We start from the raw sequence: 14,674 nt of genomic DNA on the forward strand, positions 1-14,674 counted from the left end.
ATCACTTTAGAGCCCTGGTCGCGAGGCGCTAAAGGTAGTTTACTTATAGGTAAAAAAATGTCTAATTTTGTAGTTGAAGCTGTATCTCGTGAAGATCAGGGGAAAGGTGCGAGCCGCCGCCTGCGTCACGAAGGCCTGGTACCAGGCGTTGTATACGGCAGCGAAACACCAGCCTCTATCTCAATGGTCAACAAAGACTTGGTCAAGTTATTATCTGATGAGACTTTTTTCTCTTCTATCCTAACTTTGAAAATTGATGGGAAAGATGAAAAAGTAATCATTAAAGACTTGCAGCGTCACCCTGCCAAGTTACTGATTATGCATGCTGATTTTCTTCGTGTTGTTAGCACTCAAAAAATCAAAATCACCGTTCCTCTTCATTTTGCTAATTTTGAAAAATCTGCTGCGTCTAAAGCCGCTGCAAAATTTGCTGCTGAAAGCAACGTTGTAGAGATTTTGTGCCTACCTGACAACCTACCAGAAGCACTGACTATTGATCTAGAAAATGTTGAAATTGGTCAGACTCTTCACCTGTCAGATATCACAGTACCAGAAGGTGTTGAGATTGCTGCATTGCGTCGTGGTGGAGACCACAACCAAGGGATCGGTTACATCTACTCTCCACGCGGTGCTAAATAATATATTTAGCCTTAGGACGTTAGCCCTGGCATGAAAGATACGATTCAGCTCATTGTTGGCTTGGGTAACCCAGGCAGTCAATACGCTAAAACCCGTCATAATGCCGGTGCCGAGTTTGTCGAGCAGCTTGCTGCCCGACAACTCACTTCCCTACAAGCCGAAAAGAAGTATTACGGCTTGTATGGGAAAACCACTCTGAATAATCAGACAATACATTTACTGATACCGACCACCTACATGAACCTTAGTGGGCAGTCTGTTTCAGCGCTTGCCAATTTTTACAAAATTCCTCCAGAAAACATTCTTGTTGCTCACGACGAACTCGACTTACCTCCCGGTATTGCACGCTTTAAAAAAGGCGGCGGACACGGTGGACACAACGGTTTAAGAGATATCATTAGCAAGATGGGGAACAATAAAAATTTTTACAGGCTACGCCTTGGCATCGGACACCCCGGCCACGCAAACGCAGTGGCTGACTTTGTATTAAACAAAGCACCAATCAGCGATCGCAATAGTACACAAACAGCAATCGAAGAAGCAATCCACTATCTCCCTGATGCCACTTGCGGCGATTGGGCGAAAGCCATGAACAAACTCCACAGCTTTAAAGGCTAACGAAAGGTAATTACATTATGGGTTTTAAATGCGGAATCGTTGGCCTGCCTAACGTAGGTAAATCAACACTATTCAACGCTCTTACAAAAGCAGGCATTGATGCTGCTAACTTTCCATTTTGCACTATCGAGCCTAATTCTGGCGTTGTCCCTATGCCAGATACACGACTAGATAACCTTGCAAAAATAGTCAACCCAGAGCGTATTTTGCCAACAACCATGGAGTTTGTAGATATTGCCGGGCTTGTTGCTGGAGCGTCTAAAGGCGAAGGTCTCGGTAATAAGTTTCTTGCAAACATTCGTGAAACCGACGCCATTGCACACGTTGTTCGTTGTTTTGATAATGACAATGTTATTCATGTTGCTAATAAAATTGACCCGATTGCTGATATTGAAATCATCAATATGGAACTAGCACTAGCTGATCTAGACTCGGTCGAAAAACAGCTATTTAAAGTCCAAAAACAAGCTAAGGGTGGCGACAAAGAAGCCATCAAAGCAAAAGAGTTGCTTGAACGCCTTAAGCCCCACTTAGAAGAAGGCCTGTCCGCACGCGCATTAACCTTCACACCAGAAGAACTCAAAGTCATTAGTACATTCCATCTACTCAGCATCAAACCCATGATGTATATAGCTAACGTAGATGAAGATGGCTTTGAAGATAACCCTCATTTAGACAAAGTCACTGAGTTTGCCACCGCCGAAGGCGCGCAAGTTGTTGCTATTTGTAATAAGTTAGAAGCTGAGATTGCAGAACTTGATGACGATGAAAAGAATGAGTTTCTGCAAGACCTAGGTATGGATGAAGCAGGTCTTGACCGATTAATACGCGCAGGCTACGAGCTACTAGGCCTACAGACTTACTTCACAGCGGGCGTTAAAGAAGTACGCGCATGGACCATTCCTATTGGCGCTACGGCTCCACAAGGCGCCGGCGTTATCCACACCGACTTTGAAAAAGGTTTTATCCGAGCCGAAGTGATTAGCTACGAGCATTTCATCGAGTTTAACGGTGAGCAAGGCGCGAAGGATGCCGGAAAATGGCGACTGGAAGGAAAAGAGTATGTATTGAAAGACGGCGACGTCATTCATTACCGCTTCAACGTTTAAAGTAACAGCATCATTGTTTAATAAAGCCGACTATTGAGTCGGCTTTTTCATATAAATCAACACTATTTAAACTATTTCCACTTTTTTACATTTTACGTGTTGACAGGTTTTTAAAAAAATAGAATAATGCGCGCCTCGAATGACTACGGCGATGTAGCTCAGTTGGTTAGAGCAACGCATTCATAATGCGTGGGTCGCAGGTTCAAATCCCGCCATCGCCACCATTCGAAGAGAAATAGGGGTATAGCCAAGCGGTAAGGCAACGGGTTTTGATCCCGTCATGCGCAGGTTCAAATCCTGCTACCCCTACCATTTCTCTCTTGAATCGCCTGATTCATGCTCTTTACTACAGGGGTATCGCCAAGCGGTAAGGCACTGGATTCTGATTCCAGCATGCGTAGGTTCAAATCCTTCTACCCCTGCCATTTTCTCTTTTTTTCCTGACAGTTCCTAATAAAACAGCTAAACTTTAATTCTTAATCTTTTGCTGTACTTGGATGTTGAATTAAAGGAAGTTAGGAATGAGAGAAGCGGTCACCACGTCGGATGCACTACTACAACGTTTATCTGATCAACGCCGGCAAAGACTGCGCAAGAATGTCCAGCTACTATTCCTTGGACTCCGGCCTGAAGAAACAGACCCCATTATATCTCTACTTCGCGGCGCTAGACTTGCACCCCGAGGCAGACAGCTCAACACTGAAGACGAATTCCTTGAAGCATTAAGCGAACGAGCCTGGGACTTAATCATCTGCACCTCCGAGCGTGAAGACTTCGGCATTAAGCATGCAATGAACCATCTGAAGCGTTTTGATAAAGACATCCCTGTCATTCAATTAGTCCCCCATGCTGACAGCCAGTTATCTCTGCAAGGCTTAAAAGCCAATATGCAAGCAGTAGTACCGCTTGAAGAAAAAGAGCTGCTACTGATCACCATTCGCCGAGAACTAGAACACTTAGAAAACCGTCGACGCATGCGCCAAGCCGAAGCCCAGCTTAACGAAGCTGAAAAGCGGGGACGCATGCTCATGGAGCGTTCAACACTCGCTATTGGCTATTTTGATGCTGAGCGCTTACTTCTAGCCAATAATGCCTTTGCCCTACTCTTTGGCTATGATAATCCCACAAAGTTAGAAGGGAAATTAATCGACATGTTCGTCGTCCCTCAGGACAGCAATGAGCTACACGAGCAAGTTCGCTACTTTGCCGAAGAAAACTTAAAAGAGCTTATTTTTCAACTCACAGGCCGTCGTGCTGATGACTCTAATTTTAACGCCCATATTGAACTACAAGAAACACGACTAAACGGTAAACCTTGCGTCCAAGTTATTGTTCGAGCCGAAAGCACCCAGAGTAGTAAAAAATCTTTTAGCGAGCACGATCCTATAACCGGCCTTTACAACGCAGAATTTTTCCAGAGACGCCTTGATGAGATAATTCAAGCAGCCTTACCTGGCGGACATGACTGCCAGCTGTTTTACATCAATATCAATAACTATTCGAGTATACGTGCTGATTTTGGGAGTGATTGCTGCGACCACATTGCTAGGGACCTAGCCGATCTTCTAAAAACTCAAATCAACCCTGTACATATTAAAGGCAGGTTATCTGACGCAGGTTTTTGCGTTATATTCCATGACCCTAGCCCTGATAAAGCAGCCGCTGCAGCTGAGAAACTCTGCACCGCTATTTCAAAACACAAATCAAGCCTCCACAACACCGAGCTAGGCTTTACATGTTCGATAGGTATTACCACTATTACCGACTCATCACCTAATACGCCGTTACTAATTGAGCGCGCAAAATCAGCGGCAGACAGCATAAGCTCTAATACCGACAGCGGTGTGATGTTCTACCTTCCTGAAGTAAGCCCAACCGAACAAGATGCAAGCAAAGCCATGGATGCTTTGAAAAAGGCAATTGAAGAACAACAATTTAAATTACTTTACCAACCTATCGTGCCACTGTCTTACGCAAGTCAACTAAGCCATTATGAAGCACTGCTGAGGCTACTTGATAAAAACAACAACGAGATATCCCCCTCTCTATTTTTAGAAACGGTGGATATAGCGGAACTTAGTACCACGATGGATCGCTGGGTGATTCAAGAATGCATCAGACACCTACGAGAAGAGCTCAACAGCGGCAATAGGCACCGGCTTTTCATTAGTGTAACCAAACGCACCTGGGGTGACCCAGATATCCTTATATGGCTATCTGAGAAGCTTAGAGAGTTCAGAATACCTGCAGACCTACTCGTATTCCAAATAAGCGAGAGCGAGTGCTCCAGCCATTTAGTCGGCGCTCAAGCATTTGCCGACGGACTCAAGAAACTACACTGCTTGATTTGCATTAAGCACTTTGGCTGCTCAAGCAATGCCAACCAAGTACTACGGCAAATCAGTCCTGACTATGTCAAAATTGACGGCTCGTTCGTACAGGAACTAGCATCCGCATCTTCAATAGATGCCTCTTTTGAGGAAATGATAGAGGCACTGAAATCTCAAGGAAAAATCACTATAGCACCCTTGGTAGAAGACCCAAAAATCATGAGCCGTTTATGGAAGTCGGGGGTTGGCCTGATACAAGGTTACTACCTACAACCACCTAGAGAAAAAATGGACTATGATTTCTTCGAAGGCTAAAAAAAATGCCAGCGCTTTCCAACGCTGGCATTCTTTCCTATCGATTGAGCAAGCAATACTTATTGAAGCGAATCACGATCTCTAAAGCCAATTAGATACAAAATACCATCAAGGCCGAGCGTAGAAATAGCTTGTTTTGCGCTTTGTCGAACTAATGGTTTAGCTCTAAACGCAATCCCTAGCCCTGCAATTGATAGCATAGGCAAGTCATTAGCCCCATCGCCAACCGCTATCGTCTGCTCTAAACGCACACCTTCACGCTGAGCTATTTCCCTCAGCAACTCAGCCTTACGATTACCATTTACAATCTCACCCACAACGTCACCGGTAACCACACCACCTTTAATATCTAACTGGTTGGCATAAACATAATCAAAGCCTAGTTGCTGCTGCAGCTTTTCAGCAAAGTACGTAAAGCCACCTGACAGTATCGCTGTTTTAAAGCCCAACGCTTTTAGACTTGAAACGAGCTCCTCTGCACCTTCTGTCATCGGTAGACGTTGCGCTACAGACTCAAGCACACTGGCATCCAACCCTTTCAGTAGCGCTACACGACGGCGAAAGCTTTCGTTAAAGTCGAGCTCACCACGCATAGCCGCTTCAGTAATCTCAATGACTTGATCACCTACACCGGCTTCTTTTGCTAGCTCATCAATGACTTCCGCCTCAATAAGCGTAGAATCCATATCAAATACAACCAATCGACGGTTACGCCGAAAAATATTATCTTCTTGAAAGGCTATATCAACATCTAGATCACTAGCCGTACGAAGAAACTCTTCTTGCAGTAACGATAAATCACTAGATGCACCACGTACGGAGAACTCAACACAAGCTTTAGCTTTTTCCTGAGACTCATTCCCCAGTGACAATCGACCAGACAAGCGAGTGATTTTATCAATATTAAGACCATGCTGAGAGGCAACCTCCGTTACAGTGGCAATCTGAGCCGCTGTAATTTTACGTGCTAGCAAGGTAATAATATGACGCGACTTCCCCTGACCGGTAACCCACTGCTCATACTCTTCTTCGCCTATCGGCTGAAAGCGAACCTTCATGTCCATTTCATGTGTTTTAAATAACAAATCACGCAAAATAGGAGACGATTCCGATACTTGCGGCACCTCAATCAGAATACCTAAAGACAAAGTGTTGTGAATAACCGCTTGCCCTATGTCTAGAATATTGACCTGAAATCCAGCCAAAATAGACGTTATAGTCGAGGTCACACCCGGCTTATCTTCACCAGATATCGTAAGTAAAATAATCTCTTTCATCAAACTTCCAATCTAACTAAACAATAGACGTATTATACAACAGCAGTTCGCCATGAATTACTTACTACCTTTAGATGGCTTCGCCGCAGAAGCATTCTTAGGCTTTTTAGAGCGACGTTTTTGAGCTTTTTTACTTTTGCCTTCACCACCTTTAGATACAGCAGCTAGCTCTCTCTCAGCCGCAGACATGTGCGCCTTCTTATGTGCAGACCCTTGATGCCCCGGCTTCGATTTATTACCTTTTGCTTTTGGCTTACTTCTGCCATTAGCCTGCTTAGGTTTAGCACGCTCACCGGCTGCCCCTATCTTTCCTTCTGCTAATAGTTGACGCTGGCTGACTTTAGCTTTTACTACCTGACCGCTCTCTAATGATTTCACTAACTCAAAATCAATTTTCCGGTCATCTAGATCGACTCGCGCAACCTGAACTCTCAAACGATCACCCAGCTTAAAGACTTTACGGGTACGTTCACCCACTAAGCGCTGCTTTGCCGAATCAAAGTGATAATAATCGCTTGGCAAACCAGTAATATGTACCAAGCCTTCAATGTAGACCGATTCTAACTCTATAAACAAACCAAAACCTGTGACGGCTGAAACAACACCGTCATACTCATGACCCACCTGGTCTTGCATATACTCACACTTGAGCCATGCAACCACGTCACGCGTAGCATCATCAGCACGTCTTTCCGACATCGAGCAATGCTCGCCAAGCTGCACAACTTGCTCAGTGGTATAAGCATATCTAAAGGCAGGATTTGGAACAAAGTCATCAGGGCGACGAATAGTACGTGCCTGAGAGTCAGAATGGATCATGGCACGAATTGCACGATGCACCAAAAGGTCAGGATAGCGTCTAATAGGCGACGTGAAATGCGTATACGCCGGGTAAGCCAAGCCAAAGTGACCATTGTTTTCAGGCGTATACACGGCCTGCGCCATTGAGCGTAACATCATTGTTTGTATTACATGTCGGTCAGGGCGTTCTTCTATCCAACCTGCCAATTGTTGATAATCTTTTGGATCCGGCTCATCACCACCGCCCAGCTCTAGCCCAAGTTCACCCAAATAAGATCTAAGACTCTCTAGGCGCCCTACTTTAGGCCCTTCATGAACACGGTATAGCGTAGGCATATCAGTGCTACTTAAAAAGCGCGCTGTAGCGACATTGGCGCACAACATACACTCTTCAATCAGCTTATGCGCATCATTACGCACAACAGGAACAATTTGTTCAATTTTGCGATCCTCACCAAAAATCATACGACTTTCGGTTGTTTCAAAATCGATAGCCCCCCTCTTCCCGCGCGAAGACCTTAGTGCAAAATACAGAGCATACAAATGCTCAAGATGCGGCACCACATTTGAGTACTCACTTCGAAGAGCAGCGCCGTCATCAGAGGCGGGATCCATCAACATAGCCCCGACTTTTGTGTAGGTTAGCCTTGCCTGTGAATTGATAATTGATTCATAAAACCGGTAACCCGATAAAACACCGGCAGCACTAATAGTCATTTCACAGACCATCGCCAAACGATCTGCATTTGGGTTTAATGAGCACAAACCATTCGATAATAGCTCTGGCAGCATGGGAACAACAAACTCGGGGAAATATACCGAATTACCACGCTTGTGTGCTTCCTGATCAAGTGCTGTACCAGAGCGCACGTACCAAGAAACATCAGCGATAGCGACCCATAAACGCCAGCCACCGCTGGCTTTTTCTTCTGCATAAACGGCGTCATCAAAGTCTCTTGCATCTTCACCATCTATCGTAACAAATGGGAGGTGGCGCAAATCAACACGGTTCTGTTTTGCAGACTCTTCAACTTCAGGTGTTAAATCACCAATCTCTTGGTGAATGGCATCTGGCCACTCATTTGGGATATCGTAGTTATGAATAGCGACCTGAATTTCCATACCCGCCGCCATATGATCACCCAGCACTTCGATAACACGCCCTTGAGGCATATTCCGCTTACCTGGCTGCTGAGTAATCTCAACGACTACCAACTGATCATCTTCATAAACGAGACCACCTTCAGGGTCTGCAATCACCATAACCTGCTGCGTAATACGCTGGTTCTCAGGATGTATGTGCCCAAAACCCGCAGCACCTTTAAAGCGTCCTACAAGTTTATGCGTACAGTGCTCTAATACTTCTACGATTTTACCTTCGCGCCGACCTTTTTGGTCAACACCAATCTCTTGTACCACGACTCGGTCGCCATCAAAAACTTGTCGCATTTGACGCGGGCTTATAAATAAGTCGTTACCACCCTCATCAGGCTTAACAAAGCCAAAACCATCACGGTGACCGATAACCCTACCCGGCAGCAGGTCCATTTTTTTAATCAGACCAAATTCATTTTTACGGTTGCTCATTAGCTGACCATCTCGACACATCGCTTTAAGGCGTCGAGAAACTGCTTCGATAGGATCTTCACCAGATACTTTTAATTCAGCACACAGCCTGCCATGACTAATCGGTGCTCCCCAGCTATGCAGAAAATCAAGAATATACTCACGGCTAGGTACCGGGTTCTGATACTTCTCAGACTCACGCTGAGCTTCTGGATCGTTCTGGGTCCACTCTTTACTCATGACTTTCCATCCAATAGATTAACTATTTTTTAATAGTATGAGGCATAAACAAACAGGCCGGCAATATGCCGGCCTGTGTTTCTCTAATTTAAGGAAGCTCGTCTACCGCTTCCTGGTCGTCTTTAGGTGGTGGTATCAAATCTTCTTTACAAATGCCCATCATAATCAAAGCATTTGCTGCTACATAAATAGAAGAATATGTACCCACCGTAACACCCACTAACAGCGCAATGGCAAAACCATGAATCATCTCACCTCCAAACGAAGCCAACGCTATCAATACCAATAACGTAGTGACAGAGGTAATCAAGGTTCTGCTTAAAGTCTGGCTCAACGAAACATTCATGATTTCCATCGATGTTTCTTTACGCAGTTTACGGAAATTCTCACGAATCCTGTCCGCGACTACAATCGTATCGTTCAACGAATAACCGATAACCGCCAATACAGCAGCCAACACGGTTAAGTCAAACTCCACTTGAAAGAGTGAAAAGAAGCCAACAACAATCAACACATCGTGAATAAGAGCAACAACGGCCCCTACAGAGAATTTGAATTGAAAACGAACGGCAACATAAACCATGATCATAAAGAGAGCGAGGAGCATGCCCAACCCGCCCTGTTCACGCAACTCTTCACCCACCTGAGCGCCAACAAACTCATTTCGGCGCAGCTCAATTTTTTGGTTGTCACCTTGCTGCAAAGCAGCCAATACTTTATCGCCTAACTTAGGATCATGATCTGATCCTAAACGAATAAGAATATCGGTAGGCGCTCCAAAAGTTTGCACAACGGCGCCATCAAAACCCGCATCCTCTAACTGGCTGCGTATATTGTTTAAATTAGCTTCTTTCTCATAACCTAATTCAACTAAGCTACCACCCGTAAAGTCTAGCCCTAAATTTAGTCCCCGCGTTGCTAATGAGCCAATGGATACCAGCAATAGCAACAATGAGAAGATAGTTGCCAACTTCCGTAAACCCATGAAGTTGTAAACTTTAATATGTCCTGACATCTTCATGTACCTCAGATCGACAGCGATTTAAGCTGACGGTTGCCATAGGTTAAATTTACTAACGCACGTGTTACCAAAATAGCGGTAAACATCGACGTCACAATACCAACAGACAATGTAATTGCGAACCCTTTTACAGGACCTGTTCCCATAGAGAACAAAATTACAGCAGCGATCAATGTCGTAATATTGGCATCAAATATTGTCGTAAAGGCTCGATCAAAACCGGCACTGATAGCGGACTGCGGAGGAAGACCATTTTTCAACTCCTCCTTTATACGCGCGAAAATCAGGACATTGGCATCAACCGCCATACCCACCGTCAAGACAATGCCAGCAATGCCAGGCAAGGTTAGCGTCGCCGACAGCAATGACATCACCGCCACTAACAATACTAAGTTGATACACAGCGCAATATTAGCCAACAAGCCAAAGACACGATAAATAACTAGCATGAAGATCAAAACAAGCGCAAACCCAATCTGCACCGAAGTGACACCTTGCGCTATATTCTCAGCACCCAAGCTTGGCCCTACCGTGCGCTCTTCAACAAAATAAACCGGAGCAGCAAGCGCACCTGCACGCAGCAGCAACGCCAACTCAGACGACTCGCCCGCACCATCAAGACCGGTTATACGGAACGAAGACCCCAACACCGACTGAATCGTCGCCAGTGAGATGATTCTTTTCTCCACGTAAGGGATACGTCTTTCGACCTGCTCCCCGTCTACGGTTTCAATCAGTTTACGAGCCTTGTGCTCTACAAACAGAACGGCCATACGGCGCTTAATTGCGTTACGTGTGGTTCGTCCCATTAACTGCCCACCTTTACTATCTAACGTAATAGATACTTGAGGCTGACCATTTTCATCAAAAGTAGACTGTGCATTAGAAACACTTGAGCCGGTAATAATAATGTCTTTTTCAAGCACACCTTTACGCCCTGGCTCATTACGGAACTCATACGTCTCGGTCAAGCCGCGACTTACATCCGGTTTAGCTTCCAACCTAAACTCAAGGTTGGCTGTTTTACCAATGATACGCTTAGCTTCTGCAGCATCTTGCACCCCGGGCAACTGAACAACAATACGGTTACGCCCTTGGCGTTGAACCAGAGGTTCAGCAACACCTAATTCATTGACGCGATTACGCAAGGTTGTCAGGTTTTGTTTGATAGCATAATCTTCAATTGCACGCGTTGTTTGTTCAGTCAGAGTAACAACCAAAAAGCTACCGTTGTCTGCATCTTCGGATTGTAAAAGAAACTCAGTGTAATCTTTTCGCAATAATGCTTGGGCACTGTCTCGTGTTGCAGCATCAGCAAACTTTACTTCTAAACTGCCATCTTCACGATGCACCACTGAGCGATAGCGCAGCTTATCTTGGCGCAGCTTCACTTTAATTTCAGAGACATACACATCAATACGCTGAGCTACGGCTGTCGCCATATCCACTTCTAACAAAAAGTGCACACCACCACGCAAATCAAGCCCTAACTTCATTGGACCTGCGCCAATATTCTCTAGCCACTCCGGCGTAGTAGGAGCCAAATTAAGCGCAACAACATAGTTATCACCTAATACCGCGCTAATAACTTGCTTGGCTTTTAACTGAGTTTCACCATCGGGAAAACGAATCAGTCCATTTTTCTTAGTCAGTTCGACTTCTTTATAAGCCAAACCTTCACGTTTTAAAGCAGAAATAACTGTATCCATCAGCGGTTGATCTACCTGATGAATGTCACGTTGACCTGACAGCTGCACAGCATAATCTTCAGGATACAAATTGGGAGATGCGTAAAGCGCGCCAATCAGCAATACAAAGATAATAAGTAGATTTTTCCACAGAGGGTATCGGTTGAGCATGGTGCCCGTTCCTTGTATACAAACGAAAACGCCACTAAGAAGAGTGGCGTTTCAAACAAACATAAGTATTAGATACTTTTCAAAGTGCCTTTAGGCAATACAGCTGAGACATGTACTTTCTGGAAAGTAAGCTCGGTTCCTTCACTTACTTCTAGAACCACATAATCATCATTCAGCTTAACAACCTTACCCAGAATACCACCAGCCGTTAACACTTCATCACCTTTAGATAGATCGTTGATCAGTGCTTTATGCTCTTTTGCACGTTTTGCCTGAGGACGCCACATGAAGAAATAGAAAATTAAACCAAAGCCCAACAAGAAAATAATGTTGAAAAAACCTGGATCCATTTCTCCGGCAGCACCAGCTGCTTCAGCGTAAGCTGGGGAAATAAAGAAGCTCATTGCTACTCCTAACGTTATGAAATTAAAATTAATTTTCGGCTAACGGTGGCACTTCCATACCCCGATTGCTGTAAAACTCTGTTACAAAGTCGTCCAATTTACCCTGTTCAATGGCCTCACGCAAACCAGCCATCAATGTCTGATAGTAACGCAGGTTATGAATAGTATTTAGCTGTGCTCCCAAAATTTCGTGGCACTTATCCAAATGATGCAAATAGGCGCGACTAAAGTTCTGACACGTATAACAATCACAGGTTTCATCTAACGGACGCGTATCTGTTTTATTGGAGGCATTTCTCAGTTTTACAACCCCCGTAGACACAAACAAGTGAGCATTACGTGCATTACGAGTCGGCATAACACAGTCAAACATATCCACACCGCGACGCACGCCTTCCACTAAATCTTCAGGCTTACCAACCCCCATAAGGTAGCGAGGTTTATCTTCTGGCATCTTATACGCCAGATGATCCAGTACTTTAACCATTTCGTCTTTAGGTTCACCAACAGACAACCCACCAATAGCATAACCATCGAAGTCTATATCAGTTAATCCCGCTAAAGATTCATCGCGCAAATTTTCAAACATTCCACCCTGAATAATACCAAACAGTGCTGACGGACTGTCTCCATGAGCATCTTTAGAACGCTTTGCCCAGCGCAATGACAAACGCATCGACTTAGCCGCTTCCATCTCTGTCGCCGGGTAAGGCGTACACTCATCAAAAATCATCACTACATCTGAACCAAGCTCACGCTGAACCTGCATCGAGCGCTCTGGGTCAATAAATACCTTTGAGCCATTCACTGGCGACTGAAAGGTAACGCCCTGTTCTGTGATTTTACGCATCTTGCCAAGGCTAAATACCTGAAAACCGCCGGAGTCAGTCAGAATAGGCCCCTGCCATTGCATAAAGTCATGCAAGTCACCGTGCATCTGAATAATTTCGGTCCCTGGACGCAGCATCAAATGGAAAGTGTTTCCCAAAATCATGTGCGCACCGATAGCCTCGATGTCTCTAGGCAACATACCCTTTACAGTGCCGTAAGTTCCCACCGGCATAAATGCAGGTGTCTCCACGACGCCACGAGGGAAGGTTAAACGACCACGACGGGCTTTGCCCTGTGTCGCAATCTTTTCAAATTTCATAAAGCAGCTACGGCTCACAAAGCCTCCGTTGTATCTGTTTTACGGCTGATACACATAGCATCACCGTAACTAAAAAATCGATATTTCTGACTTACTGCCTCTGCGTATGCATGCATCGTATGCTCATACCCTGCAAAAGCACTGACTAGCATCAACAATGTTGACTCAGACAGATGAAAATTAGTAATCAGCACATCGACACTTTTGAATTCATACCCTGGGGTAATAAAAATGGAACTATCACCAAAGAAAGGCTGAATTTCACCGTTTTGGCTAGCGCTTTCAAGCGAACGCACACTGGTTGTGCCAACGGCTACCACTCGACCACCACGGGCACGTGTGGCTCTAACCGCCTCACAAACCACTTCATCAACCTCAATATACTCGGCATGCATAATGTGATCTTCGATACGCTCGACTTTAACTGGCTGAAACGTACCTGCACCTACATGCAAGGTAACAAACGCTTTTTGAATACCTTTTTCATCCAATTTCGCGAGCAACGCTTCATCAAAATGCAAACCTGCAGTAGGTGCTGCTACAGCACCTGGCTGAGAGTTATAAACAGTTTGATACCGCTCACGGTCTTCCAACTGATCTTCACGTTTCATGTAAGGAGGTAGCGGCATATGCCCATGCTTCTCGAGCAGGTCAATTACCGGCGTTTCACCTGTAAACTCCAGCTCAAATAGGTTCTCATGACGAGCAACCATAATCGCATGCGTTGCGCCTTCAAGCAGCAAGGCCGTGCCCGACTTAGGAGAACGACTAGAACGAACATGAGCTAAAACTCGATGCTGATCCAATACTCGTTCCACCAACACCTCAACTTTGCCACCAGACTCTTTCTCACCAAACAAGCGAGCAGGTATCACCCGAGTATTATTAAAAACCACTAAATCACTAGGGCTTAATAGCTCGAGCACATCCGAAAATTGACGGTGTGTTAACTCACCTGAGTTACCCTCTAGGCACAGCAAACGGCTCGCCGAACGTTGTTCTAATGGGTAACTAGCGATAAGTTCTTCGGGAAGTTCAAAACTAAAATCTTTTACCAGCATATCACTACAAAAAGGACATTAAAGAGGCGAGAGATTGTACAGCAAAATAATTTTTTTTATCATAGTTTAAATATAAGGATTGACGTGTAGCGAAAGCTGCCTATAATACGCCCACACTTTAAGCCAGTATGGCGTATTGATAGATAAATTACTTATTTAACTATCTGCTTATTGGGAATTAAAGTAAAAGATGTGCCGGTGTGGTGAAATTGGTATACACGACGGATTCAAAATCCGTTGCCGAAAGGCGTAGCGGTTCAAGTCCGCTCACCGGTACCATTACT

Annotated in this window: 11 protein-coding genes and 4 tRNA genes; 8 read left to right on the forward strand and 7 right to left on the reverse strand. The window is 44.9% G+C overall.

The window, feature by feature from the left end; translation table 11 throughout:
* The first annotated feature begins 57 nt into the window (after nt 1-57).
* The 7 genes from QZZ55_RS10690 to QZZ55_RS10720 all read left to right on the forward strand — a co-directional run bounded on the left by QZZ55_RS10690 (nt 58) and on the right by QZZ55_RS10720 (nt 5,011).
* Nucleotides 58-639, forward strand: coding sequence for a 50S ribosomal protein L25/general stress protein Ctc (locus QZZ55_RS10690; RefSeq protein WP_293267314.1), 582 nt, complete (start codon nt 58-60; stop codon nt 637-639).
* Between the two features lie 30 nt (nt 640-669).
* Complete coding sequence (gene pth / locus QZZ55_RS10695) at nt 670-1,257, forward strand: aminoacyl-tRNA hydrolase (protein WP_293267315.1); 588 nt, start codon at nt 670-672, stop codon at nt 1,255-1,257.
* Nucleotides 1,258-1,274: 17 nt separating this feature from the next.
* The gene (ychF, locus tag QZZ55_RS10700; RefSeq protein ID WP_293267316.1) at nt 1,275-2,366 is read left to right on the forward strand and encodes a redox-regulated ATPase YchF; all 1,092 of its coding nucleotides are present in this window, start codon (nt 1,275-1,277) and stop codon (nt 2,364-2,366) included.
* A gap of 147 nt (nt 2,367-2,513) precedes the next feature.
* A tRNA-Met gene (locus QZZ55_RS10705) sits at nt 2,514-2,590 on the forward strand.
* A 13-nt stretch (nt 2,591-2,603) separates the two neighbouring features.
* Nucleotides 2,604-2,678 (forward strand) — tRNA-Gln (locus tag QZZ55_RS10710).
* A 38-nt stretch (nt 2,679-2,716) separates the two neighbouring features.
* Nucleotides 2,717-2,791 (forward strand) — tRNA-Gln (locus QZZ55_RS10715).
* A gap of 96 nt (nt 2,792-2,887) precedes the next feature.
* Nucleotides 2,888-5,011 (forward strand): EAL domain-containing protein, encoded by a 2,124-nt coding sequence (locus tag QZZ55_RS10720; RefSeq protein WP_293267317.1) that lies wholly within the window; start codon nt 2,888-2,890, stop codon nt 5,009-5,011.
* 59 nt (nt 5,012-5,070) lie between these two features.
* Here the strand turns inward: QZZ55_RS10720 and serB are convergent, their stop codons facing one another.
* The 7 genes from serB to queA all read right to left on the reverse strand — a co-directional run bounded on the left by serB (nt 5,071) and on the right by queA (nt 14,390).
* A complete protein-coding gene (serB, locus tag QZZ55_RS10725; protein ID WP_293267318.1) occupies nt 5,071-6,288 on the reverse strand; it encodes a phosphoserine phosphatase SerB in 1,218 nt (405 codons plus the stop codon).
* A 57-nt stretch (nt 6,289-6,345) separates the two neighbouring features.
* On the reverse strand, nt 6,346-8,895 hold the full coding sequence (rnr, locus tag QZZ55_RS10730) for a ribonuclease R (protein WP_293267319.1): 2,550 nt from the start codon (nt 8,893-8,895) through the stop codon (nt 6,346-6,348).
* Between the two features lie 88 nt (nt 8,896-8,983).
* Nucleotides 8,984-9,910, reverse strand: a complete 927-nt coding sequence (gene secF, locus QZZ55_RS10735) for a protein translocase subunit SecF (RefSeq protein WP_293267320.1) — start codon at nt 9,908-9,910, stop codon at nt 8,984-8,986.
* 11 nt (nt 9,911-9,921) lie between these two features.
* The gene (gene secD, locus QZZ55_RS10740; RefSeq protein ID WP_293267321.1) at nt 9,922-11,775 is read right to left on the reverse strand and encodes a protein translocase subunit SecD; all 1,854 of its coding nucleotides are present in this window, start codon (nt 11,773-11,775) and stop codon (nt 9,922-9,924) included.
* A 68-nt stretch (nt 11,776-11,843) separates the two neighbouring features.
* On the reverse strand, nt 11,844-12,179 hold the full coding sequence (gene yajC / locus QZZ55_RS10745; protein ID WP_293267322.1) for a preprotein translocase subunit YajC: 336 nt from the start codon (nt 12,177-12,179) through the stop codon (nt 11,844-11,846).
* Between the two features lie 28 nt (nt 12,180-12,207).
* Nucleotides 12,208-13,329, reverse strand: coding sequence for a tRNA guanosine(34) transglycosylase Tgt (gene tgt / locus QZZ55_RS10750; RefSeq protein ID WP_293267328.1), 1,122 nt, complete (start codon nt 13,327-13,329; stop codon nt 12,208-12,210).
* A 14-nt stretch (nt 13,330-13,343) separates the two neighbouring features.
* Nucleotides 13,344-14,390: a tRNA preQ1(34) S-adenosylmethionine ribosyltransferase-isomerase QueA gene (queA, locus tag QZZ55_RS10755; RefSeq protein ID WP_293267323.1), complete on the reverse strand. Its 1,047-nt coding sequence runs from the start codon at nt 14,388-14,390 to the stop codon at nt 13,344-13,346.
* Between the two features lie 194 nt (nt 14,391-14,584).
* Between queA and QZZ55_RS10760 the strand changes: the two genes are divergently transcribed.
* Nucleotides 14,585-14,669, forward strand: a tRNA-Leu gene (locus QZZ55_RS10760).
* The last annotated feature ends 5 nt before the right edge of the window (nt 14,670-14,674 follow it).

Source organism: Neptunomonas sp. (assembly GCF_016744175.1).
Classification (GTDB): Bacteria; Pseudomonadota; Gammaproteobacteria; order Pseudomonadales; family Balneatricaceae; genus Neptunomonas.

Excerpts from the sequence above, each read along its gene's own strand:
- QZZ55_RS10720 (WP_293267317.1), top strand. The coding sequence starts at position 2,888 with ATGAGAGAAGCGGTCACCACGTCGGATGCACTACTACAACGTTTATCT.
- yajC (WP_293267322.1), bottom strand. The coding sequence starts at position 12,179 with ATGAGCTTCTTTATTTCCCCAGCTTACGCTGAAGCAGCTGGTGCTGCC.
- ychF (WP_293267316.1), top strand. The coding sequence starts at position 1,275 with ATGGGTTTTAAATGCGGAATCGTTGGCCTGCCTAACGTAGGTAAATCA.
- pth (WP_293267315.1), top strand. The coding sequence starts at position 670 with ATGAAAGATACGATTCAGCTCATTGTTGGCTTGGGTAACCCAGGCAGT.
- serB (WP_293267318.1), bottom strand. The coding sequence starts at position 6,288 with ATGAAAGAGATTATTTTACTTACGATATCTGGTGAAGATAAGCCGGGT.
- tgt (WP_293267328.1), bottom strand. The coding sequence starts at position 13,329 with ATGAAATTTGAAAAGATTGCGACACAGGGCAAAGCCCGTCGTGGTCGT.
- queA (WP_293267323.1), bottom strand. The coding sequence starts at position 14,390 with ATGCTGGTAAAAGATTTTAGTTTTGAACTTCCCGAAGAACTTATCGCT.
- secD (WP_293267321.1), bottom strand. The coding sequence starts at position 11,775 with ATGCTCAACCGATACCCTCTGTGGAAAAATCTACTTATTATCTTTGTA.
- secF (WP_293267320.1), bottom strand. The coding sequence starts at position 9,910 with ATGTCAGGACATATTAAAGTTTACAACTTCATGGGTTTACGGAAGTTG.
- rnr (WP_293267319.1), bottom strand. The coding sequence starts at position 8,895 with ATGAGTAAAGAGTGGACCCAGAACGATCCAGAAGCTCAGCGTGAGTCT.
- QZZ55_RS10690 (WP_293267314.1), top strand. The coding sequence starts at position 58 with ATGTCTAATTTTGTAGTTGAAGCTGTATCTCGTGAAGATCAGGGGAAA.